At 65.8% G+C, this 22,067-nt stretch carries 21 protein-coding genes and 2 tRNA genes; 15 read left to right on the forward strand and 8 right to left on the reverse strand.

Annotation, left to right across the window (positions count from 1 at the left end; translation table 11 throughout):
* The first annotated feature begins 123 nt into the window (after positions 1-123).
* From dnaA to MST3598_RS00035, 7 genes are all read left to right on the forward strand, one after another.
* Positions 124-1,392 (forward strand): chromosomal replication initiator protein DnaA, encoded by a 1,269-nt coding sequence (gene dnaA, locus MST3598_RS00005; protein ID WP_372446043.1) that lies wholly within the window; start codon positions 124-126, stop codon positions 1,390-1,392.
* A 497-nt stretch (positions 1,393-1,889) separates the two neighbouring features.
* The gene (gene dnaN, locus MST3598_RS00010; protein WP_029259464.1) at positions 1,890-3,032 is read left to right on the forward strand and encodes a DNA polymerase III subunit beta; all 1,143 of its coding nucleotides are present in this window, start codon (positions 1,890-1,892) and stop codon (positions 3,030-3,032) included.
* Between the two features lie 76 nt (positions 3,033-3,108).
* On the forward strand, positions 3,109-4,302 hold the full coding sequence (gene recF, locus MST3598_RS00015; protein ID WP_029259465.1) for a DNA replication/repair protein RecF: 1,194 nt from the start codon (positions 3,109-3,111) through the stop codon (positions 4,300-4,302).
* Positions 4,295-4,843: a DUF721 domain-containing protein gene (locus MST3598_RS00020; protein WP_172889108.1), complete on the forward strand. Its 549-nt coding sequence runs from the start codon at positions 4,295-4,297 to the stop codon at positions 4,841-4,843. Before recF ends, MST3598_RS00020 begins: the two co-directional genes overlap by 8 nt.
* A 118-nt stretch (positions 4,844-4,961) precedes the next feature.
* Positions 4,962-7,031, forward strand: a complete 2,070-nt coding sequence (gene gyrB, locus MST3598_RS00025) for a DNA topoisomerase (ATP-hydrolyzing) subunit B (RefSeq protein WP_021201381.1) — start codon at positions 4,962-4,964, stop codon at positions 7,029-7,031.
* A 43-nt stretch (positions 7,032-7,074) separates the two neighbouring features.
* On the forward strand, positions 7,075-9,630 hold the full coding sequence (gyrA, locus tag MST3598_RS00030; RefSeq protein WP_021201380.1) for a DNA gyrase subunit A: 2,556 nt from the start codon (positions 7,075-7,077) through the stop codon (positions 9,628-9,630).
* Positions 9,627-10,031: a DUF3566 domain-containing protein gene (locus MST3598_RS00035; protein ID WP_017829919.1), complete on the forward strand. Its 405-nt coding sequence runs from the start codon at positions 9,627-9,629 to the stop codon at positions 10,029-10,031. The genes gyrA and MST3598_RS00035 overlap by 4 nt, the downstream gene beginning before the upstream one ends.
* Before the next feature lie 69 nt (positions 10,032-10,100).
* Here the strand turns inward: MST3598_RS00035 and MST3598_RS00040 are convergent, their stop codons facing one another.
* Positions 10,101-10,811 (reverse strand): VIT1/CCC1 transporter family protein, encoded by a 711-nt coding sequence (locus tag MST3598_RS00040; protein WP_029259466.1) that lies wholly within the window; start codon positions 10,809-10,811, stop codon positions 10,101-10,103.
* A gap of 99 nt (positions 10,812-10,910) precedes the next feature.
* The gene (locus MST3598_RS00045; RefSeq protein WP_231924899.1) at positions 10,911-12,212 is read right to left on the reverse strand and encodes a Fic family protein; all 1,302 of its coding nucleotides are present in this window, start codon (positions 12,210-12,212) and stop codon (positions 10,911-10,913) included.
* Between the two features lie 236 nt (positions 12,213-12,448).
* Between MST3598_RS00045 and MST3598_RS00050 the strand changes: the two genes are divergently transcribed.
* From MST3598_RS00050 to MST3598_RS00075, 6 genes are all read left to right on the forward strand, one after another.
* On the forward strand, positions 12,449-13,717 hold the full coding sequence (locus MST3598_RS00050; RefSeq protein ID WP_029259468.1) for a sensor histidine kinase: 1,269 nt from the start codon (positions 12,449-12,451) through the stop codon (positions 13,715-13,717).
* Entirely contained in the window at positions 13,705-14,394 is a 690-nt protein-coding gene (locus MST3598_RS00055; protein WP_029259469.1) for a LuxR C-terminal-related transcriptional regulator, read from the forward strand. The genes MST3598_RS00050 and MST3598_RS00055 overlap by 13 nt, the downstream gene beginning before the upstream one ends.
* Before the next feature lie 253 nt (positions 14,395-14,647).
* Positions 14,648-15,346, forward strand: coding sequence for a hypothetical protein (locus tag MST3598_RS00060; protein WP_231924900.1), 699 nt, complete (start codon positions 14,648-14,650; stop codon positions 15,344-15,346).
* Positions 15,347-15,431: 85 nt separating this feature from the next.
* Positions 15,432-15,505, forward strand: a tRNA-Ile gene (locus MST3598_RS00065).
* A gap of 26 nt (positions 15,506-15,531) precedes the next feature.
* Positions 15,532-15,604 (forward strand) — tRNA-Ala (locus MST3598_RS00070).
* Between the two features lie 252 nt (positions 15,605-15,856).
* The gene (locus MST3598_RS00075) at positions 15,857-17,110 is read left to right on the forward strand and encodes a CDP-alcohol phosphatidyltransferase family protein (RefSeq protein ID WP_096359257.1); all 1,254 of its coding nucleotides are present in this window, start codon (positions 15,857-15,859) and stop codon (positions 17,108-17,110) included.
* A gap of 6 nt (positions 17,111-17,116) precedes the next feature.
* On the opposite strand, the gene MST3598_RS00080 is transcribed toward MST3598_RS00075, so the two are convergent.
* The 4 genes from MST3598_RS00080 to MST3598_RS00095 form a co-directional block, all read right to left on the reverse strand.
* Positions 17,117-17,578, reverse strand: coding sequence for a GNAT family N-acetyltransferase (locus MST3598_RS00080; protein ID WP_029259472.1), 462 nt, complete (start codon positions 17,576-17,578; stop codon positions 17,117-17,119).
* A 30-nt stretch (positions 17,579-17,608) separates the two neighbouring features.
* Positions 17,609-17,983, reverse strand: a complete 375-nt coding sequence (locus tag MST3598_RS00085) for an HNH endonuclease (protein WP_021201373.1) — start codon at positions 17,981-17,983, stop codon at positions 17,609-17,611.
* Positions 17,984-18,018: 35 nt separating this feature from the next.
* On the reverse strand, positions 18,019-19,143 hold the full coding sequence (locus MST3598_RS00090; protein WP_029259473.1) for a M24 family metallopeptidase: 1,125 nt from the start codon (positions 19,141-19,143) through the stop codon (positions 18,019-18,021).
* 166 nt (positions 19,144-19,309) lie between these two features.
* The gene (locus tag MST3598_RS00095; protein ID WP_021201371.1) at positions 19,310-19,756 is read right to left on the reverse strand and encodes a hypothetical protein; all 447 of its coding nucleotides are present in this window, start codon (positions 19,754-19,756) and stop codon (positions 19,310-19,312) included.
* Positions 19,757-19,893: 137 nt separating this feature from the next.
* On the opposite strand from MST3598_RS00095, the gene MST3598_RS00100 reads away from it, so the two are divergent.
* Positions 19,894-20,316, forward strand: a complete 423-nt coding sequence (locus tag MST3598_RS00100; RefSeq protein ID WP_021201370.1) for an NUDIX hydrolase — start codon at positions 19,894-19,896, stop codon at positions 20,314-20,316.
* A gap of 24 nt (positions 20,317-20,340) precedes the next feature.
* Here the strand turns inward: MST3598_RS00100 and MST3598_RS00105 are convergent, their stop codons facing one another.
* Positions 20,341-20,796 (reverse strand): aminoacyl-tRNA deacylase, encoded by a 456-nt coding sequence (locus tag MST3598_RS00105; protein WP_029259474.1) that lies wholly within the window; start codon positions 20,794-20,796, stop codon positions 20,341-20,343.
* A gap of 56 nt (positions 20,797-20,852) precedes the next feature.
* Positions 20,853-21,353, reverse strand: coding sequence for a hypothetical protein (locus tag MST3598_RS00110; protein WP_029259475.1), 501 nt, complete (start codon positions 21,351-21,353; stop codon positions 20,853-20,855).
* Positions 21,354-21,500: 147 nt separating this feature from the next.
* Between MST3598_RS00110 and MST3598_RS00115 the strand changes: the two genes are divergently transcribed.
* Positions 21,501-22,058 (forward strand): peptidylprolyl isomerase, encoded by a 558-nt coding sequence (locus MST3598_RS00115; RefSeq protein ID WP_021201367.1) that lies wholly within the window; start codon positions 21,501-21,503, stop codon positions 22,056-22,058.
* The last annotated feature ends 9 nt before the right edge of the window (positions 22,059-22,067 follow it).

Raw genomic sequence — 22,067 nt, forward strand, 5'->3', positions numbered from 1 at the left:
ATGTCATCACCTGCCCAGCCCGACGTCCCCATCTGGACCACGGTGCAGGAGCTTCTGGTCGACGACGATCGGGTCACACCTCAGCTGCAGGGCTTCCTCAGTCTCGCCGTCCCGGCAGGGGTGATGTCAGCGACGCTGTATCTGGAAGTGCCGAACGATCTCACCGCGGCGCAGATCAACAAGCGCCTGCGCCTGCCGATCATGGAGGCCCTCTCGCACATCGGCGAAGAGGTCACGTCCTACCGCGTCGTCGTCAACCACGAGCTGGCAGAGCAGCAGACGGCGCCGATCGCGGTCGGCGACTTCGGGCGCCACGAGCAGGTGCGTGTCGAATCCCCCATGGAACAGCCGACCCAGCTGCGCCACGAATCGCGGCTGAATCCGAAGTACACCTTCGACAACTTCGTGATCGGACAGTCCAACCGCTTCGCGCACGCCGCGGCCGTCGCGGTCGCCGAAGCGCCGGCCAAGGCCTACAACCCCCTCTTCATCTATGGAGACTCCGGTCTCGGGAAGACCCACCTCCTTCACGCCATCGGCGACTACGCGCAATCCCTCTACGCAGGGGTCAAGGTCCGCTACGTCTCGAGCGAGGAGTTCACGAACGACTTCATCAACTCGATCGCGAACAACCGCGGCGCCGCGTTCCAGGCGCGCTACCGCGACGTCGACATCCTCCTGATCGACGACATCCAGTTCCTGCAGGGACGCGCCGAGACGCAGGAAGCCTTCTTCCACACCTTCAACACGCTGCACGATCACAACAAGCAGGTCGTGATCACCAGCGACGTGGCCCCGAAGCACCTGACCGGGTTCGAGGACCGTATGCGCAGCCGCTTCGAGTGGGGTCTGATCACCGACGTGCAGGCGCCCGACCTCGAGACGCGTATCGCGATCCTCCGGAAGAAGGCGCAGAGCGAGGCCCTCCATATTCCCGACGAGGTACTCGAGTACATCGCGACCGTGGTGTCATCGAACATCCGGGAACTGGAGGGCGCACTCATCCGGGTGTCGGCCTTCGCGAGCCTGAACCGCTCCGCTCTCGACATCTCCCTGGCGCAGACCGTGCTCCGCGACATCATCGACACGGCCGAGGACAACATCATCTCGCCGACCGACATCATCACGGCGACTGCACAGTACTTCAAGCTCACGGTCGACGACCTCTACGGCTCCAGCCGGTCGCAGCAGATCGCGACCGCCCGCCAGATCGCGATGTACCTGTGTCGCGAGCGGACCAGTCTCTCCCTGCCGAAGATCGGACAGCTGTTCGGCAACCGCGACCACACCACGGTCATGTACGCGTACAAGAAGATCAGCGAGCTCATGAAGGAGCGCCGCTCCATCTACAACCAGGTCACCGAGATCACCACGCAGCTCGGACGACGCTGACACGCCGCGTCTCCGAGAAAAGGGGAGGACAGCACCTGAACCGGTGCCGTCCTCCCCTTTTTTGTGAGCCCGACAGGGATTCTGATCGTCCGATAGATGCCTCTATGCACATGTGGATAACTTGTGGATGACCGTGGATTCCATCGGGACGAATGTGGGCTGATCACCCAAACCTGTGGATAACTCGGGGAGGGCCATCACCGACCGGAAAGCCCGGAACCCGCGGATTCCTCAGGGTTTCCACAACTGACAACTGTGTAGTTCCCTACTCGCCACTGCTATCCACCGAGTTATCCACAGTATCCACAGCTGTTAACACCGTTAAGGAGTTAAGTCATTCAAGGCGCGATCCGATCACCAGACGGTGGGGACAACCGGTCGACCGAATGACAGGAACCTCGGCGTAGGGATACGCCGGACTGTGGGGCTAGCATGGGAAGCCCTGCACCGGCAGGGCCGACGACAACGCGTCACAGTTCGACGACAAGGGAGCACCCGTGAGGTTTCAGGTCAACCGCGATGTCTTCAGCGAGGCTGTCTCGTTCGTCGTCAAGCTTCTGCCGCAGCGCAATCCTCAGCCGATCCTCGCCGGCGTCCTGATCGAAGCCGATGGTTCCGATCTGACGCTCTCGGCATTCGACTACGAGGCTTCCGCCCGCACCACCATCGAGGCGACGGTCGAGACCCCGGGAACGATCCTGGTGCACGGCCGGCTCCTCTCGGACATCGCCAGCCGACTTCCGAACGCTCCGATCGAGATCGCCGTCGAGGAAGACGGGGGCATCGCGGTCACCTGCGGCTCCGCACGATTCACCCTCGCAGCCATGCCCGTCGAGGAATACCCCTCGATCCCCGAGGTGACCGGTTCGTCCGGTGTGGTCCCGGCCGACGACTTCGGCACGGCGATCGCCCAGGTCGGATTCGCCGCGTCGCGTGACGACGTGACTCCTGTGCTCACGGGTGTGCAGCTCGAGGTCTCGGGACACACGCTGAGCCTCGTCGCGACCGACCGTTACCGCGTCTCGCTGCGGGATGTGCCGTGGGACGGCGAGGCCGTCGAAGCCACCGCCCTGGTCCCTGCCCGCACTCTGCTCGAGGTCGGCAAGACCTTCGGACACGCCGGCACGATCCAGGTGGCGTTCTCCGGAGCGGGCGACCGAGAGATCATCGCCTTCACCGCGGGCAACAAGACCGTCACTTCTCTCCTGATCAAGGGCAACTTCCCGCCTGTACGCCGACTGTTCCCCGAGCAGACGGACCACTACGCGGTCGTGAACACCGCAGACCTCGTCGAGGCCGTTCGCCGAGTCTCGCTGGTGCTCGATCGTGCTGCTCCCCTGCGTTTCACGTTCTCGAACGACAGTGTGACGATGGACGCCTCCGGCGGAGACCATGCACGCGCATCCGAGTCGGTCGACGCGATCCTCTCCGGTGGCGATGAGGTCACGCTGGGCCTGAACCCGCAGTACCTGATCGAGGCTCTCGGCGCCGTCAAGAGCGAGTTCGTGCGCGTCACGTTCACGTCGAGCGACAACGCCAACAAGTTGAGCCCCGTGCTCATCACGAGCCAGACCTCGGTCGACCAGGCGGGTCTCGACTCGTTCAAGTACCTGCTCCAGCCGAACCTCCTCCTGCGCTGATCTTCTCCGCTTCCTCCATACCCGGAACGTTCCCCGGGAAGTACGGACTGTCAGACCCCGAAGGTAGGCTGACTCCGTGATTGTGGAGCACCTGAGTCTGGTCGATTTCCGCAATTACGCGACCGCTGAACTCACCCTCCACCGCGGACCCAACGTGCTCGTCGGGCGCAACGGTCAGGGAAAGACGAATCTGGCAGAAGCCGTGGTGTTCCTCGCCACGCTCGGGTCGCACCGGGTGTCATCTGATGCGCCGATGGTCCGCGATGGCCAGGAGTTCGCGGTGATCCGTGCCCGACTGTCGCACGGAGAGCGTCGCGTGCTCGCCGAGATCCAGGTGAACAGGCAGGGATCGAACAAGGCTCGCATCAACGGATCGCCGTCGAAGCCGAACGAACTCCCCCGCTACGCGCACGTCGTGCTGTTCGCTCCGGAAGACCTGCAGATCGTGAGGGGGGACCCCTCAGCTCGGCGCCGCTTCACTGATCAGCTCCTCATCCAGCGCACGCCGAGGCTCGCCGCAGTGCTCGCCGACTACGACCGCGTCCTGAAGCAGCGCAATGCGCTGCTGAAGTCGGCGCGCGCCCGCGGCGTTCGCGGCGAAGGTCTGAGCACTCTGGACGTCTGGGACGACAAGCTGGTCTCCCTCGGATCGGAGATCATCACCGCCCGTCAGCGCCTGGCGGCGGATCTGCAGCAGCCCGTGGCCGATGCCTACGAGGCGATCGCTGGTGCAGATCATCGTCCCCAGCTGGAATGGGCGCTCTCGGTGGGCGGCGGAGACCCCGAAGAGGGGGAAGAGGGAGCGGAAGGTGCCGAGACGGGGCCGTCCGCAGATAGACTCACCGATCCGATTCGTATCGCCGAGGTTTTCCGCGCATCCCTCGCGGCGAAGCGATCGAAAGAACTCGATCGAGGACTGACCCTCACCGGGCCGCACCGAGACGACCTGGTGCTGCGGGTCCGCGACCTCCCGGTCAAGGGATACGCCTCCCACGGGGAGTCGTGGTCGGTGGCTCTCGCCCTGCGGCTCGCGTCGGCCGAGCTGCTCCGCAGCGAATCTCCCGCCGGCGATCCGGTGCTCATCCTCGACGACGTCTTCGCAGAACTCGACGCCGATCGGCGTCAGCGGCTGGCGACCTTGACGGCGGGCTATGAGCAAGTGGTGGTCACGGCAGCGGTGGAGGAGGATATCCCCGAGGTGCTGCACGCCCACGTGGTGCGGATCAGCGCCGGAACCATCAGCGACGAGCGGGAGGCGGCAGATGACTGACGCGGCACGCCATCCGTCCGCTTCGAGCCTCTCGGCAGGGACTCCGGGCACTCCCCCTCCGGTGGCGGATGTTCCCGAGACGATCGGCACCTATCTGCGGCTGCGCGGGCTGCAGCCGAGTTCCAAGAGCTGGAAACGCAAGCGACGCATCGCGACCGACGACGACAACGCACCCTTCACGCCCGGGCGAGACCCCGGCGCGCTCGGTGCGGTGCTCGACAAGCTGAGTCGTGACTCGGGCTGGCAGATCACCCTCGCGCGAGAAGATCTCGTGCGCCAATGGGCTGATCTCGCCGGCGCAGACACCGCGAAGCACTCCGAACCCGTCTCCCTGGAGCGCGGCCTGCTCACCGTGAAGTGCGACTCGACCGCATGGGCGAAGAACCTGCAGTTCATGCGGGCGACGATTCTCACCGAGATCGGCCGACGGTATCCCGATGCGGGCGTCGAGAACCTCCGCTTCATCGGACCGGACGTTCCCTCGTGGAAATGGGGTCCCAGAGCCGTTCCAGGACGGGGCCCGCGCGATACCTACGGGTAGGGCACCACGCGAGGGGGTCGAAAGGCTCAGAGGCCCACACACGGCCGTTGAGCGGCATTTCCCGATGAAACTCCGCTAGAATGGGAGTTCGTGATATCGATGTGGAGAATGCCCTCTGATGACGCCTGAATCCCCTGCTGACGAGACGGAATCGAACACCGGGGGAACCCCCGCAACCGAGGGCACCATCGCACCCAAGGCGAAGCAGCCGGGTGAGTACGGTGCGGATTCGATCCAGATCCTCGAAGGCCTCGAAGCCGTGCGCAAGCGCCCCGGTATGTACATCGGGTCCACCGGGCCTCGAGGACTCCACCACCTGGTCTACGAGATCGTCGACAACTCCGTCGATGAGGCACTGGCCGGTTACGCCGACACGATCTTCGTGACGATGCTCGCCGACGGCGGTGTGCGAGTCGTCGACAACGGTCGCGGCATCCCGGTCGACCCGCACTCGTCCGACCCCAACAAGTCGACGGTCGAGGTCGTGCTCACCATCCTGCACGCCGGTGGAAAGTTCGGCGGTGGCGCCTACGCCGTCTCCGGTGGTCTGCACGGTGTCGGCTCCTCCGTCGTGAACGCGCTGTCGACGCGCTTCGACGTCGAGGTCAAGCAGAAGGGCTTCGTCTGGCGGCACAGCTTCGCCGACGGCGGTATCCCCCAGCAGAAGCTCGAGAAGGGCGAAGCGACCGAAGAGACCGGAACGAGCATCACGTTCTGGCCGGACGCCTCGATCTTCACCGAGACGATCGAGTTCGAGTACGACACCCTGCGCACGCGGTTCCAGCAGATGGCATTCCTCAACAAGGGCCTTCGCATCGAGCTGCGCGACGAGCGGGAGTCCTCCGCCTACGAAGTGGAGGAAGACGGGGCCACCGTCACCAAGCAGCCCGGCGACGTGTTCTTCTACGAACGGGGTCTCGTCGACTACGTCGAATACCTCAACAAGGTGCGTCACGCCGAAGTCGTCAACGACGAGATCATCGCGTTCGAATCGGAGGACACCGAGCGCAAGATCTCGCTCGAGGTCGCGATGCAGTGGACCACGTCGTACACCGAGAACGTCTTCACCTATGCGAACACGATCAACACCCACGAGGGTGGAACGCATGAGGAGGGCTTCCGCGCGGCGCTGACCACCCTGGTCAACAAGTACGCCCGCGCGAACAACCTGCTCAAGGAGAAGGACGACAACCTCTCCGGCGACGACGTGCGCGAGGGCCTGACGGCGGTCATCTCGATCAAGCTCGGCGAACCGCAGTTCGAGGGCCAGACGAAGACCAAGCTCGGCAACACCGAGGCGAAGGCGTTCGTGCAGAAGGTCGTCGGCGATCAGCTCGGGGACTGGTTCGAGCGCAACCCGAACCAGGCGAAGAACGTCATCCGCAAGGCGATCGACGCCGCGACCGCTCGCCTCGCCGCCCGCAAGGCGCGCGAGACCGCCCGCCGCAAGAGCGTCTTCGAGTCGGCCGCCATGCCGGACAAGCTCAAGGACTGCACGAGCAAGGACCCGTCCATCAGCGAGATCTTCCTGGTGGAGGGTGACTCGGCCGGTGGCTCCGCGGTGCAGGGTCGCGACCCGCACACGCAGGCGATCCTGGCGCTGCGAGGGAAGATCCTCAACGTCGAGCGTGCGCGTCTCGACAAGGCCCTGGGCAACAAGGAAGTCCAGGCGATGATCCAGGCCTTCGGCACGGGCATCGGCGAAGAGTTCGACATCGAGAAGGCGCGCTATCACAAGATCGTGCTGATGGCCGATGCCGACGTCGATGGCCAGCACATCACGACGCTGCTGCTGACGCTGCTCTTCCGCTACATGCGCGGTCTGATCGAGGCCGGCTTCGTGTACCTCGCGATGCCGCCGCTGTACCGCCTGAAGTGGTCCAACTCCGCGCACGAGTACGTGTTCAGCGACGCCGAGCGCGATGCCCTGCTCAAGCACGGCATCGACAACGGCAAGCGGATCCCGAAGGACGCCGGCATCCAGCGGTACAAGGGTCTCGGTGAGATGAACCCGAAGGAGCTGTGGGAGACGACGATGGATCACACCACGCGCACCCTGCAGCAGATCACCATCGAGGATGCCGCCGCGGCCGACGAGATCTTCAGCGTGCTGATGGGCGAGGACGTCGAGTCCCGACGCAGCTTCATCCAGCGCAACGCCAAGGACGTCCGCTTCCTCGACATCTGATGCCCGCGGGCTCAGACCAGATGTGTGACAGAGAGATTGATTCATGACTGACGAAGAACGCACCGAGCCGGAACACGATCACGGCAAGATCGATCAGGTCGACCTGCAGTCGGAGATGCAGCGCAGCTACCTCGACTACGCGATGGCCGTCATCGTGGGGCGCGCGCTCCCCGACGTGCGCGACGGGCTCAAGCCCGTGCACCGCCGTGTGATCTACGGCATGTACGACGGCGGCTTCCGCCCCGACAAGTCGTTCTCGAAGTGCGCCCGTGTGGTGGGCGAGGTCATGGGCCAGTACCACCCGCACGGCGACTCGGCGATCTACGACGCCCTCGTGCGACTGGTGCAGCCGTGGTCGCTGCGGTATCCGCTGGCTCTCGGCCAGGGCAACTTCGGGTCCCCGGGCAACATGGGCGCGGCAGCCCCGCGATACACCGAGACCAAGATGGCCCCGCTCGCGCTCGAGATGGTGCGCGACATCGAAGAAGACACCGTCGACTTCACCGACAACTACGACGGCCAGACGCAGGAGCCGACGGTCCTCCCGGCCCGCTTCCCGAACCTGCTCGTCAACGGCTCGGTCGGTATCGCGGTCGGCATGGCCACGAACATCCCCCCGCACAACCTGCGCGAGGTGTCCGATGCGGCGCTCTGGGCACTCGACAACCCCGGCATCTCCCGTGAGGAGCTGCTCGAAGGTCTCATCCAGCGCGTTCCCGGTCCCGACTTCCCGACCGGTGCGCAGATCCTCGGCACCAAGGGCATCCACGAGGCGTACCGCACGGGTCGCGGCTCGATCACGATGCGCGCGGTCGTCAACGTCGAGGAGATCCAGGGCCGCACCTGCCTCGTCATCACCGAGCTGCCGTACCAGGTGAACCCCGACAACGTGGCGGTGAAGATCGGCGACCTCGCCCGTGACGGCAAGATCACCGGTATCGCCGACATCCGCGATGAGTCCTCGGACCGCACGGGTCAGCGTCTGGTCGTCGTGCTCAAGCGCGACGCGGTCGCGAAGGTCGTGCTGAACAACCTCTACAAGCACACGCAGCTGCAGGAGAACTTCGGCGCGAACATGCTCGCGATCGTCGACGGCGTGCCGCGCACCCTCGCGATCGACGGTTTCATCACGCACTGGATCTCCCACCAGATCGACGTGATCGTCCGCCGCACCGAGTTCCGTCTGCGCGAGGCCGAGAAGCGCATGCACATCCTGCGCGGGTATCTGAAGGCGCTCGACGCCCTCGACGAGGTCATCGCGCTCATCCGCCGCTCGCAGACCACGGCGGATGCGAACGAGGGACTCCAGAAGCTCCTCGACATCGACGAGATCCAGGCCGACGCGATCCTGCAGATGCAGCTGCGTCGTCTTGCGGCTCTCGAGCGTCAGAAGATCATCGATCAGGCGAACGAGCTCGAAGCGCAGATCACCGATTACAAGGCGATCCTGGCCGACGAGGGTCGTCAGCGCACGATCATCCGCGAAGAACTGACGGGCATCGTCGACCGCTTCGGCGACGAGCGTCGCACGCACATCCTGCACGGCTTCGACGGCGATGTCTCGATGGAAGACCTCATCGCCGAAGAGGAGATGGTCGTCACCGTCACGCGCGAGGGGTACATCAAGCGCACGCGCAGCGACAACTACCGTTCTCAGCACCGTGGCGGCAAGGGCGTCAAGGGTGCGCAGCTGCGCGCGAACGACATCGTCGAGCACTTCTTCGTGACGACCACGCACCACTGGCTGCTGTTCTTCACCGACAAGGGGCGCGTCTACCGCGCGAAGACCTACGAGGTGCCCGAGGCCGGACGCGACGCGAAGGGCATGCACGTCGCGAACCTGCTCGCCCTGCAGCCGGACGAGAACATCGCCCAGGTGCTCGACATCCGCGACTACCAGGTGGCCGACTACCTGGTGCTGGCCACCCGTGAGGGCCTCGTCAAGAAGACGCGACTCGAGGCGTACGACACCAACCGTCAGGGCGGCGTCATCGCGATCCGTCTGAACGACGAGGACGAGCTCGTCAGCGCATTGCTCGTGAACGCCGAGGACGACATCCTCCTCATCAGCCGCCGCGGCATGTCGGTGCGCTTCGAGGCGACCGATGAGGCCCTGCGGCCGATGGGTCGGGCGACGGCCGGCGTCCGCGGCATGAAGTTCAAGATCGACGAGGACTGCCTGCTCTCGGCATCCGTCGCAGCGCCGGGCAAGTTCGTCTTCGTCGTGACCGACGGAGGCTACGCGAAGCGCACCGCGGTGGAGGAATATCGGGTGCAGGGACGCGGCGGAACAGGCATCAAGGTCGCCAAGCTCAACGACGATCGGGGCACTCTCGCGGGTGGTCTGATCGTCTCCGAGGACGACGAGGTCTTGGTGGTTCTCTCCAGCGGCAAGGTGGTACGCTCTGCCGTGGCCGAGGTCCCCGCCAAGGGTCGAGACACCATGGGAGTGGTGTTCGCCCGGACGACGGAGGCCGATCGCATCCTCGCCATCGCCCGTAACGGTGAGCGTGGCCTCGCCGAAGACGAGGCGGATGCGGAGGATGCCGAGACCCAGGCCCCCGAGACGACACCGACCCCCGAGGATACAGACGCATGAGCACAGTGGCCGACAAGCTGGCGAAGAAGTCGACCCGCAAGACCAGCGGCAAGCAGGTACGCCTCCGACTGGTCTACGTGGACTTCTGGTCGGCCGTGAAGCTCTCGTTCCTCGGAGCGGTGGCCCTCGCGGTCGTCACGATGGTCTCGTTCTTCCTCATCTTCCTGGTGTTCCAGGCGACGGGGATCATGACCACGGCGGAGAGCTTCCTGCTCGGCATCACCGACAACACGTTCGTGCTCTCCGAGGTCGTCGGACTTCCGCAGGTGATGGCGTTCGCGGCGGTTGTCGCGATCCTGAACCTCATCGTCTTCACGGTGCTCGGCGCCGTCGTCGCGGGAATCTACAACCTCGCAGTGAAGGTCACGGGCGGACTGCTCGTCGGCTTCATGTCGAACTGATCATCGGAACGTTTCACGAAGGGCGGGTGCTTCGGCATCCGCCCTTCGCTGTTTCTCTTCGCGCTTTCTCTAGACGACGCCCGTCGTGCCGAGAAGCGTGCCGATGAGCCAGGTCGCCGCCAGGGCGAGCCCACCACCGATCACCAGTCGGACCGATGCTCGCACGGGCGCCGAACCTCCGATCTTCGCGGACAGTGTTCCCGTGACGGCCAGGGCGAGGAGGACGGCGACGAAGGTCACCGGAACCCGCCACTCCGGCGGCGGAAGGAGGATGGCGAGCAAGGGCAATAGCGCGCCGAGGGTGAAAGCGATCGCCGACGACATGGCCGCATGCCAGGGATTGACGAGGTCGTCCTGGTCGATGCCGAGTTCGACCTCCAGGTGCGCGGCGAGGGCATCGTGCGCGGTGAGCTCTTCGGCCACCTGTCGCGCCGTCTCGTCCGAGAGCCCCCTCTCGCGATAGAGCTGCGTGAGTTCGTCGAGCTCCACAGCGGGCATCGTGCGCAGTTCCTCGCGCTCTTTCGCGATGAGGGCGCGTTCGCTGTCTCGCTGACTGCTCACCGAGACGTACTCCCCGAGGGCCATGGAGATCGCTCCGCCGACCAGGCCGGCGATACCCGCCGTGAGGAGCGCGGCGTTGTCGGTCGTGGCACCGGCGACCCCGACCACGAGGGAGGCGACCGAGACGACGCCGTCGTTCGCTCCGAGAACTCCCGCACGCAGCCAGTTCAGTCGCTGACCGAGACCGGCACCGTGCGGTTCACCTTCATGCGCTGTCATGCCCCCAGTGAAGCAGACAGGAGGCGGCGGCGTGACGAGGATGCCAGTTCATCGCGGGAAGCGTCAAGAAGACCAAAGATCTGCATAGATTTGGCTTCATTAGCTCTCCTGGTCTCCCAACTGAGCAAGGCGGGACGGTAGATCGCTGGCCGGATGCCATACGATCGGGTGTTTGGCTACTCCGCGGGTGAGCAGCCCGAACGACTCGATATATGAGAGATCGTTTCTGGCTGTTTGGCTGGAAACTCGATAGCGGTTGGCGATCTCGACAGCAGTGATTCCTGAGGGAGATTCTCGCGTGAGCCATTCGAGGATCTGAGTCTGACGCATGTTGAAGTCCCGGACTGCGCCGCGAAGCGCCGACTGCACCCGCTGTGACTCCCGCTGGCGGCCTTCGATGTAGAGGTCGAGTTCGTCGAGAGCCCGTGCGATCACATGGAGCTGGTGGAGGATGAAGTACGTGAGGTCATTGCCATCGTCCTCGGTGTACTGGTAGCTGTCGCCATACTTCCCCGGAGCGGCGCGAAGGATCTTTGATATCGCGAGGTACTCGGCCAGCCAGTAGCCGTTGTGGAGCATGGACCAGTAGAAGGAGGTTCGCGCGATCCTGCCATTTCCATCAGCAAAGTAGTGGTCATAGCCGAACATGAAATGGGTGATGATCGCGCGGACGATGGGTGGGATGTAGGGCGAATCGGACGAGGAGCCGTTCGCGAAGGCGCTGAGTTCTCCCAGACGATCGGGAAGCTCCTCTGCTGGCGGTGGTATGTGAACTTGGACTTCCCCTGCCCAAACGCTTACTCGCTCGTGCTCCGGGGTTTCGATGCGTCCGGCATCCGCTGGGTCGTTCAGGGTACCTTCGGTGAGGACGCGGTGCAGTTCAAGAACCCACCCGGGCGTGAGCGGGTCATTCGAGAGTTCGGTGACCTGGCGCATAGCGCGGTAGTTGTTGAGGATCATTCGTTCGGACTTGGTTCGTGGGTCCCGTCCGGTACTCAGGAGCTCCACGGCAACCCGCCGGGTGGTAGAAGCGCCCTCGAGCTGACTCGATGTGATCGCTTCTTCAACAAGGGATCGAACAATGAACTGATCGCGACCGCCCGGGGTCATCGCCGTGCCGCCTCCGGCTACGCTGCCCCCAGCTCGCCGTCCGATCTCCTCGGTTAGCTGCAGAACTTCGTCCGTCATCGCAAAGGTGAAGGACGATCCATCTTTCGCTCGCAACGGCACCGTTCGCATCTGGGCACTGCGTTGGAGTTTGAGCCGAAACCACCACTCATCATGAGTAAGGCCGTCGGGCGGAGTCCGGCGGATCAACTGCTCCCAATGGAGGTAGCGCGAGTCATCGAGTGGCGGGGCGAACAGAAGGCCACTCACGTTGTCGGCGTCCTTGCTGAGCACACGCGACTGAAGCTCAACCAGATCTGGAGACGGATGACGTAGCGGCATGAGTCGATGTCCTCCTGTTCGAGAAACGAGACAAAACAAAATACAAGGCTTTCTTTTGCTATCTCACTGTACTGCCGAAAGACGTCAACGAAGCAGCAAGACGCGGTCAGGCATATTACGGAAAACCCGAAGTCGAGTGTCCGGTTGACTCGGTATCGAGCCCATCCGGCCCGCCGTACCTTGGAACCATGACCACTCAGACTGCGACTCCGACTCCCGCAACGGCGGTGAAGCCGCCGTTGCGCATCTTCCTCACGATCCTGCATCTGGCAGGTGTCGGCATCCTCGGTGGTGCCATCTTCGGCATGCTCGGCGGGCTCCTCGGCACGGGCCTCGGACTTCTCTTCGCCGCCGGTATCGGGCTCATCATGCTGGTGGGACTGGTCTACGCGCTCTACGGTGTGGGCTGGTTCGAGGTCGCTCGTGTCGGTGCGCTGTACCGCACGCCGATCGCACCGCTGCGTCTGCAGCCGCGCGACCGTCCCGGCTTCGTCGGTTGGTTGCGAGCTCTCGGCCGCCAGGCCATCGACGGGCGCATGTGGCGCGCGGTCGCGAACTTCGCCATCTCGGCGCTTCTCGGCTGGGTGGTGCTCCGCCTGTTCTGGGGTCTGGTGTGGTCGATCATCATCTCGTTCGCTCCCCTCACCGCGGCGGATTCGGTCATGGGACCGTTCGGTGGGGGAGGCATCCCCGTCGCATGGGCGCCGCTGATCGGCATCTTGGGAATCGCGGCCTGCGTCGTCGGGACGATCGGCTTGGCGCTGCTGCACCGCACGCTCTCGCTCGCGATCGTGATCCGCAGCAAGGAGACCGAGCTCACCGAGCGCGTGCGCACCTCGACCGCGCAGCGGGAGGGCGCCGTGCGCGCAGCCGACGTGGAGCGCACCCGCATCGAGCGCGACCTGCACGACGGTGTCCAGCCCCGACTCGTGTCGGTCGGCATGACGCTCGGCCTCGCGCAGCAGAAGATCGACAACGATCCCGAGGCCGCGAAGGAGCTCATCAACGAGGCGCACACCTCGACCAAGGCGGCCATCACCGAGCTGCGTCAGCTGGCTCGGGGCATCCACGCCTCGGTGCTCGATGACAGAGGCCTCGACGCTGCACTGTCGGCACTCGCCGGACGCTCGCACATTCCCGTGCACCTGGATGTGCGCATGGACGGGCGATGCAGTCGCGAGGCCGAGGCTGCCGTGTACTTCTCGATCGCCGAGTCGCTGACCAACGCGGCGAAGCACTCGAGAGCCAGCGAAGCCCGCGTGATCGTGCGGATTCGAGAGGGCAACACGCTCTGGGCACGCGTCGAGGACAACGGCATCGGCGGCGCTCAGGTGCAGCCCGGCGGCGGGCTCGACGGCATCGCGAATCGCATCCTGGCCGCAGGGGGAACCTTCCGCCTCGACAGTCCGCAGGGCGGACCGACCAGCCTGGAGGTGAACGTACCGTGCGCATCCTGATCTGCGAGGACTCGGTCCTCCTGCGCGAGGGCCTGGTCCGTCTGCTCGAAGACGCCGGCCATGAGGTGGTCGCCGCCCTCCCCGACATCGAGGGTCTCGACCAGGCCGTCGCCACCACGACCCCCGACCTGTGCATCCTGGACGTGCGTCTCCCCCCGACGTTCACCGATGAAGGCATCCGGGCCGCTCTCGGTCTGCGCTCGACGCATCCGTCTCTCGCGATCCTGGTGCTCTCGCAGTACGTCGAAGAGCGGTATGCGTCGGATCTGATCGCGGCGCAGGGTGGGCCCCTCGGCTACCTGCTCAAGGATCGGGTCGCCGACGTCTCCGAGTTCCTCGCCTCGGTGCAGCGGATCTCCGAGGGCGCCACCGTGCTCGACCCCGAGGTCGTCGCCCAGCTGCTGACCCGCCGCAACCGCGACGATCGAATGCTGCGGCTCACGGAACGCGAGCGCACCGTGCTCGCACTGATCGCCGAGGGCAAGTCGAACCAGGCGATCGCGGGGCTGCTGTTCCTCTCCGAGGCGAGTGTCGAGAAGCACATCACCTCCATCTTCCAGAAGTTGGGCTTCGAGCAGGACGAGGCGGGAAACCGTCGCGTGCTCGCCGCCCTCGCACACATCGAGAACACCGGCGGCCCGACGCCGCCGACAGGCCAGACAGGAGTGGCACGATGACCACCGACAACAACGGCACCCCGGGCGAGCACGCCCCACTCACCCCGCCGCCGCCCTCCCCGCCCCAAGGAACGGCCCCGCAGGCGGGTCCGTCCTCTCCTGCCGCGCCTTCTACAGGCGCGTCCACTCCTTCCGCGCCGACCAACGGGCGCACCCCAGGGGCGACCGCGGTCATGGTGGTGACCGCGGTGGTCGGGGGATCGCGCTTCTCGGGGCCGGCGGCACGGCTGCTGCCGCGGCGGCCGGGACCATCGTGTCGTCGAGTCGTCCGGACTCCGTGCAGAGCGTGGACGTCGACGGGCTGGACAGCATCGACCTCGCCGCCGATGCCAGCAGCATGCGGGTCGAGTTCGGCGACGTCGACGAGGCCACACTCGCCATCACGAACGGGCGCGGTACACCGTGGACGTTCGAGCGCGATGGCGACGAGCTGGTCGTCCGGAGTCCACAAGGAGTCTTCGGGTGGTGGCTCGGCGGCTGGTTCGGTGATGAGGAGATCGCCGTGCTCACGCTCCCGGAAAGTCTTCGCGACGCAGGACTCGACGCCGACCTGAACCTCGATGCGGGCAGCCTCGACGTGAACGGCGACTTCGGTGTGCTCGACGTCAGCGTCAACGCCGGAGCGCTCGACGTCGAAGGGGCCGCGAAGGAACTCGATGTGCAGATGAGCGCCGGCCGCGCCGACATCCTCCTCGACGGCGTCTCCCAGGCGGACCTCGGCGTCTCCGCCGGCGATCTCACGGTCGAGCTCACGGGTACTCCCCCGACCCGGACGGCGATCGACGTGAGCGCCGGCACCCTCGATCTGACCGTTCCCGACGTGGAGTACGCGATCTCTCAGGAGATCAGCGCGGGCACGCTGAATGCCGAGGTCGACGAGGCTTCGAGCGCGCGGAGGACGATCGAGGTCTCGCTGTCGGCCGGCACCGCGACCATCCGACCGGGCCGCTGAACACGCTCGAGGGGGAGGACACTCCCGGGTGCTCCCCCTCGATTCGGATTTTCCGTATTTCTCCGGTAAAGTCTTGGAGGTTGACGGGGCTATAGCTCAGGCGGTTAGAGCGCTTCACTGATAATGAAGAGGTCCCAGGTTCAAGTCCTGGTAGCCCCACTCCTTAACTCAAGAAAATCCCTCACGGGGCCTTAGCTCAGTTGGTAGAGCGCCTGCTTTGCAAGCAGGATGTCAGGAGTTCGAATCTCCTAGGCTCCACAGGATCGAGAAGCCCCCGGCCCCCGGCCGGGGGCTTCTTCTGTTGAGGCGGGTGTCGACCCATCGCGTCTGCCTGGTTGTGCATCTCCGCCCACGGGGGGACGCGAATCGTCCCGGTGGACGACGCGAGGGAGTGAATACTTCACGTAGCGTGTTACCCATGTAGAGCTTGCCTCGTGCTGAGCTGCTTCAGATCAATGTCGCCCCCGCACATGGCAGGGCCGGCTCCAGCTCGCAAGACTCAGGAGACACATGGACATCCTCGAATGGGTGAGGACGACCGCATCAGCCCTTCCCGACCCTCTGGTCTGGGCCCTCGGCGGATTGTTCGCCTTCCTCGAGAACGGCTTGGGCCTCGGCTTCTTCCTGCCCGGTGAGACGATCGTCGTCTTCCTCTCCGCTTCGCTCTCCGACGTCTGGGCGGTGGTGGTGATGTTCCTCGTGGTCGTCGTCGCGGGAAGCGCGGGAGACCACGTCGGCTATCTCCTCGGGCGACACTTCGGCGTCGGCATGCGTGACCTCAAACTGGTCAAGCGACTCGGGATCGATCGATGGGATCGGGCCGTCGAGATCCTCCACCGGCGCGGTGCGATCGCCGTCTTCCTCACACGACTCGTCCCTGTCGTTCGCACGTTGACCCCGGCTGCTGCGGGCGTTGCGAAGGTGAGGTACCCGTCGTTCCTGCTCGCCTCGCTCGCCGGAGCAGCGACCTGGGCTGCGATCTACGTCAGCGTCGGGTTCCTGTTGAGGGCATCCCTCGACGCCGTCACCAAGGCGCTGGGACCGATCAGCAACGTGCTGCTCCTCGTCGTGGTCGCCGGCGTCGTCGTCTTCTTCGCGGTGCGATTCATCCGCACCCGGTCGCTCGCACGCGCCGTCGATGCGACCGATGATGCTGCGCCCATCCAGCCCACCGTCGTCGACCGTCTCTTCCGTGAAGACGAATGGCGCACGTGGCCCAACCTCATCACCGGGATCCGCCTGCTCCTGCTGCCGGTGTTCCTCTGGCTGATCACCGCCAGGATGCTGTGGGCCGCGCTGGTCGTCATCGGCCTGGTCTTCCTGACGGATTGGCTCGACGGTTGGCTCGCGCGGCGGACGAACAGCGTCTCCGCCCTCGGCACCTGGCTCGATCCGGTCGCCGACCGGATCACGGTGGTCGTCACGGCCGTCGCCTTCACGCTCGGGCATCTCATCCCGTGGGAGACGCTCGTGCTGCTGCTCATCCCCGACGTCCTGCTCGGATCGGCCGCCCTGCTCTTCTTCCGAGGAAACCCGGCAGTCCCGGTCACGATGGTCGGGAAGGTCCGGACGGCTCTGATCTTCGTCGGACTCCTCGGCGTCCTCCTCGGCAGTGCGCTGAGTGAGTCGGGTCTGGTGTCGCTGAGCTGGATCGTCGGGATGTCGTTCCTGCTGTTCCTGATCGGGATCGTCGGTCACTACATCGCGGCGTCCCAGTACGCCCGTGCCATGATCACGCAGAAACTGAGTGTGCGCGAAGGCTGAGGCTTCTCAGGCCTCGGTGCGCGTCTCGAGGTCGATCTCGTAGTGGATCATCCCCGAGCGGGTGGCGAGGCGGTCGTATAGTCCGCGCGCGGTGGTGTTCGTCTCGGCCGTGAGCCAGTAGACCTTCGCCGCGCCCTGCTGCTCAGCCCATGCGCGGACGTGCGCGATCAGAGCCCGGCCGACCCCGCCACCGCGCACGCCGGGTGCGACGAACAGGTCTTCGAGGTAGCAGTAGTCCGTCGTCGCCCACGTCGAGGGGTGCGTCAACCAGTGGACGATCCCCACTGCGGTGCCGCTCTCGTCGCGGGCGAGCGCGCCATGGACGCCGGAATCGGCGTCGATGAGGCGTTCGAAGGTGGCATCCGTGGTCGCGGGGTCGAGGGCTTCCTCATAGAAGGACAGATAGCCGCTCCACAGGTCGTCCCACTCGGCACGGTCCTCGGTCGTGATCGGTGCGATCGTCGTCATGACTCGAGAGTAACGAAGTGGTGCGGAGGTTCACTCGACGGGTCGAAGGCTCCGCAGGATCGTGGCGTGACGAACCAGGAACGTGCGTTCGTCGAGCTTCTTGCGCCGCAGCCAGCCGGTGACCTCGTCGTTGTGCTTGCTCGCGTTGCACGAGGCGCACGCCGGGACGACGTTCTCGAGCGTGTAGCGGCCGCCGCGCGACACGGGTTGGATGCAGTCGCGTTGCAGGGCGGCACCGTCCCCACCGCAGTACGCGCACCCGCCCCAGGCATCCATCAAGTCGTACCACTGCTCGTCGGTGAGGTCGTTGTCGACGCGGGCGAGCCGGTTCTGTCGGCGCTTGGCATAGCGGGCACGGGTCGCCGGCGACGCAGTGGCGGAAGAGACCTTGCGGCGGCGGCGCATGGGCCGATGCTATCGCGGTGAGCGCTCGACGCGCCTCAGCCCTGGCCTACCGAGGTCAGCTCATGTGGCGCGAGATTCAACCGCTCGCCGCCGACCGCGGTCACGACCACGATGTCCTCGATGCGGGCACCCCAGGAGCCGGCGAAATAGATACCCGGCTCGATGCTGAATGCCATGCCCTCGCGAAGCACCAGGTCGTTGCCCGGAGCGATGTACGGCTCCTCGTGCACCGAGACGCCGATGCCATGGCCGGTGCGGTGCAGGAACGCCTCACCCAGCCCGGCGTCGGCGAGAACGTTTCGCGCCGCAGCATCCACCTCCGCCGCGGTGGCGCCAGGACGCACGGCGTCCACTGCTGCCTGCTGAGCGCGTACGAGCACCGCGATGCGCTCGGCGGTAGCGGGGTCGGGAGTGCCGACGACGTAGGTCCTGGTGCTGTCGGAGTTGTAGCCGCTCGGCACTGCCCCTCCGATGTCGACCACCACGATGTCGCCGTCCTCGATCACGCGGTCCGAGACCTCGTGGTGCGGATCGGCGCCGTTCGGGCCGGATCCTACGATGACGAACTCCACCGTGCGGTGTCCTTCGGCGACGATGGCATCGGCGATGTCGGCGGCGACCGCGCGCTCGGTGCGTCCGGCCCGAAGCCACTCGTGCACGCGGCGGTGCACCGCATCGATCGCCTCTCCGGCGCGGCGAAGCTCGGTGATCTCCTCGGCGTCCTTGACCATGCGGCCCTCGCGGAGCACGGGCGTCGCGAGTTCGAGACGCACACCCAGTCGCTCACCGATCGGGATCACGTGCAGGGCGGGGAGGGCATCGGAGACGCCGACGCGCGACACGGTGCCGACGGATGCGGTGATCAGTGCGTACGGGTCTTCGCCGTCGACCCAGTCCGCGACGGCGAGTGCGAGCTCTCCGACCGCCGTGGTGCGCACCTTCGCGAGCTCCATCCGCGGGACCACGATCGTCGGCGCGACGTCGGGGCCGATGACCAGCGCAGTGAGTCGTTCGATGGTGTCGCCTTCGACGCCCACCAGATACTGCAGATCGGGACCCGGGCCCACGATGATGGCGTCGAGCCCGGCCTCGGCGGCGAGGGATGCGGCACGGCTGAGGCGGGCGGCGTACACGGAAGCGGGGAAGGGCAATGTGCTCACGGGCTCCACGCTACTGCGCGCGTGCTCGCAGGGCATCCGATTCGCGGTTCGATCCGCTCCGCGCGCACGGTCGGGGCTGAGCGACTCGCCCCGGTCGCAATGCCGCAGATCATCGACGGCTGAACGGAGGGGGCGCGGTCGTTCAGCCGCTCCCCCTCCGCGGTGGTCAGCTGATGGCGACGCGGATGCGCTCGGCGAGGAACTCCAGATCGGCCTTCGTGAGGTCGGTCACCGCGTAGGCAGTAGGCCAGACGGTGCCGTCGTCGAGGTTCGAGATGGGCTCGAACCCGAACGTGCCGTAGCGCACCTTGAATTTACTGGCCGGCTGGAAGAAGCAGAGCACCTTGCCGTCGCGGCCCCATGCCGGCATTCCGTAGTAGGTGCGCGGTACGAGCTCCGGGGCGACCTCCGAGACCAGGGCGTGCAGCTTCTTCGACAGCGCCTGGTCTTCGGGAGTGAGCTTCTCGATCGCCTCCTTGATGTCGGCCTCTCCCGCCGCTCGAAGCTCTTCCGGGGACTTCTTCGCGCGGGAGCGCCGGGTGCGGGCCTCCTTCGCGGCGGCCTGCATGGCCTCGCGTTCCTCAGCGCTGAAGTTCTTCTCTTTCTCGGCCATGATCGGTCCTCTCGACGTGCGTCCGGTGTGCAGATCACACTACGGACGCCGGGTGGCGATGCGCTTCTCGATTCGTGATCGATCTCGGCAGGACGCACGGTCATCGACTGTCGTCGCCGACGGATAGTGTGTGATCCATGGACCTGCGTGTGGCGGCGTACGCGGTCGTCACCGATGACGACGGGCGGTTGCTGCTGGCGCGCTGGACCGAGGGTCGCCGGGTGGCATGGACGATGCCGGGCGGCGGACTCGAAGCGGGAGAGTCTCCGGAGGATGCCGTGCGTCGTGAGCTGCGCGAGGAGACCGGTTACACGGTCAAGGTCGGTGAACTCCTCGGCATCCACTCGCGGGTGATCCCCGCCGGTCGACGCGTGCAGAAGGCTGCAGATCCGCTGCATACCCTGCGGATCCTGTATCGGGCCGAGGTCACGGGCGGCAAACTGCGCTTCGAGACCGGCGGCTCGACCGACATGGCGGAGTGGTTCCCCCTGAAGGCGGTTGCCGAGCTGCAGCGCGTCAAGCTGGTCGACATCGCCTTGCGGATGGCCGGCATCCTCTGACAGGAGCTGCGCCGCCGCCCGGGATCAGCGCTCTTCGGGGACGGAGATGTCGGCGACGGTGGCGCCGTAGGCCGCGAGCAGGTCGTCGGCGTCGACGAACAGGCTGTATCCGTGGGCTCCTGCGCCCATGGCGATGCGCTGACCGACGATCGACTCGTCGGCGTAGATCGGCCAGTCCGTGGTGCTGCCGATCGGCACGATGGTTCCGCGTTCGTAACCGGTGGCCGCGAGCGCCAATTCGGGCTCCGGCAATCGCAACTTGTTCACCCCGACCAGCGCGCGCAGCTTCGGCCAGGAGATCGAGCGGCCGCCGGGTACCAGGGCGAACAGGAAGGTGTCATCGGACCGCTTCACCACGAGGGTCTTCACGATGCCCGACGGAGGGATGCCGAGGAGCTCGGCCGCCTCGAACAGGCTGCCGGCGGCGGGACGTTCACGGATCTCGATGTCGAGCCCTCGAGCGGCCGCCGCGTCCCGCACCCGTGCATGCTGATCGCCTCCGTCACCGGAGGCGACGGAGGCGGGATCAGACGGGGTCACGCGTCGGGTGCGGCGAGCGGGTCGTCCGCGACCCAGAGCTCATCGTCGGCGCGCAGAGTCTGCCACGCGGCGTAGAGCACACCGACGGCCGCAGCAGCGCCGAGGATGATCGCGATGACGGAGCCGAGGCCCGGTCCCGACTTCTGCGGCTTGGTCGCCTTGCGCACCTGCACGGCGACGCCGTGGCGCTTGGCGTTGGCGACGTCCCACGCGCTGAGTGCCGAACCGACAACTCCGCCCACGATCGGGACGAACTTGTCGTCGACGACGTGCTTGCCGATCTTCACGCCACGGTCGACGACCGGGGCGACACGGCGGTTGTACGTGTCCTGGATGACCGGCACGACCTGCTCACGATTGAGGTTGCCGAGCTGACGGCCGGCCTCACGGGCGACATCGGCGGCGTGACCGACGAGCACCTGCTGGTTCTCCCAGAGCTGGTTCGCGTCGTTCTGAAGACGACGCAGTTCCTTCTTCCGCTTGCGGCTGAGGCTCACGATGCTCTCCTGTCCATTGGAGTACGGGTTCCCCATCTTGCCACGAGAGGCTGGAAGCCGGGCGGGAATCGCCCGGCCCTTGCTTCTTCGCCTCATCAGGGGTAGATACCACGGCCAACTCACCGGAAGCTCTGCGAGAATGAGGACATGGCTCACGCTTCTCATGTCGCAACCCTGCACACCAACCACGGTGACATCGTCATCAACCTCTTCGGTGACCACGCCCCGAAGACGGTCAAGAACTTCGTCGGCCTCGCCGACGGCACCCAGGAGTGGACCGATCCCGCCACCGGCAAGCCCGGCGAGGGACCCCTCTACAAGGACGTCATCTTCCACCGCATCATCCCGAACTTCATGATCCAGGGCGGCGACCCGCTCGGACAGGGCGTCGGCGGCCCCGGCTACAACTTCGACGACGAGATCAACATGGAGCTCAACTTCAACGAGCCCTACATCCTCGCCATGGCCAACGCCGGTCTCCGCCGCAACGCCATCACCGGCAAGCCCGAGGGCACCAACGGTTCGCAGTTCTTCATCACCACCGACCCGACGCCGTGGCTGCAGGGCAAGCACACGATCTTCGGCGAGGTCGCCGATGACGCTTCCAAGGCCGTCGTCGACGCGATCGGCGCCGTGCAGACCGGTGCGGGCGACCGTCCCGTCGAGCCGGTCGTGCTGCAGTCGATCGACATCGTCGCGGCCTGACGACAGCTG

This window comes from Microbacterium sp. TPU 3598, assembly GCF_002356155.1.
GTDB classification, from domain to species: Bacteria; Actinomycetota; Actinomycetes; order Actinomycetales; family Microbacteriaceae; genus Microbacterium; species Microbacterium maritypicum_A.

What these genes read in the sequence shown, in the direction of transcription:
- dnaA (WP_372446043.1), top strand. Translation starts at nt 124, where the DNA reads ATGTCAGCGACGCTGTATCTGGAAGTGCCGAACGATCTCACCGCGGCG.
- MST3598_RS00020 (WP_172889108.1), top strand. Translation starts at nt 4,295, where the DNA reads ATGACTGACGCGGCACGCCATCCGTCCGCTTCGAGCCTCTCGGCAGGG.
- gyrB (WP_021201381.1), top strand. Translation starts at nt 4,962, where the DNA reads ATGACGCCTGAATCCCCTGCTGACGAGACGGAATCGAACACCGGGGGA.
- gyrA (WP_021201380.1), top strand. Translation starts at nt 7,075, where the DNA reads ATGACTGACGAAGAACGCACCGAGCCGGAACACGATCACGGCAAGATC.
- MST3598_RS00035 (WP_017829919.1), top strand. Translation starts at nt 9,627, where the DNA reads ATGAGCACAGTGGCCGACAAGCTGGCGAAGAAGTCGACCCGCAAGACC.
- MST3598_RS00040 (WP_029259466.1), bottom strand. Translation starts at nt 10,811, where the DNA reads ATGACAGCGCATGAAGGTGAACCGCACGGTGCCGGTCTCGGTCAGCGA.
- MST3598_RS00050 (WP_029259468.1), top strand. Translation starts at nt 12,449, where the DNA reads ATGACCACTCAGACTGCGACTCCGACTCCCGCAACGGCGGTGAAGCCG.
- MST3598_RS00075 (WP_096359257.1), top strand. Translation starts at nt 15,857, where the DNA reads ATGGACATCCTCGAATGGGTGAGGACGACCGCATCAGCCCTTCCCGAC.
- MST3598_RS00080 (WP_029259472.1), bottom strand. Translation starts at nt 17,578, where the DNA reads ATGACGACGATCGCACCGATCACGACCGAGGACCGTGCCGAGTGGGAC.
- MST3598_RS00085 (WP_021201373.1), bottom strand. Translation starts at nt 17,983, where the DNA reads ATGCGCCGCCGCCGCAAGGTCTCTTCCGCCACTGCGTCGCCGGCGACC.
- MST3598_RS00095 (WP_021201371.1), bottom strand. Translation starts at nt 19,756, where the DNA reads ATGGCCGAGAAAGAGAAGAACTTCAGCGCTGAGGAACGCGAGGCCATG.
- MST3598_RS00100 (WP_021201370.1), top strand. Translation starts at nt 19,894, where the DNA reads ATGGACCTGCGTGTGGCGGCGTACGCGGTCGTCACCGATGACGACGGG.
- MST3598_RS00115 (WP_021201367.1), top strand. Translation starts at nt 21,501, where the DNA reads ATGGCTCACGCTTCTCATGTCGCAACCCTGCACACCAACCACGGTGAC.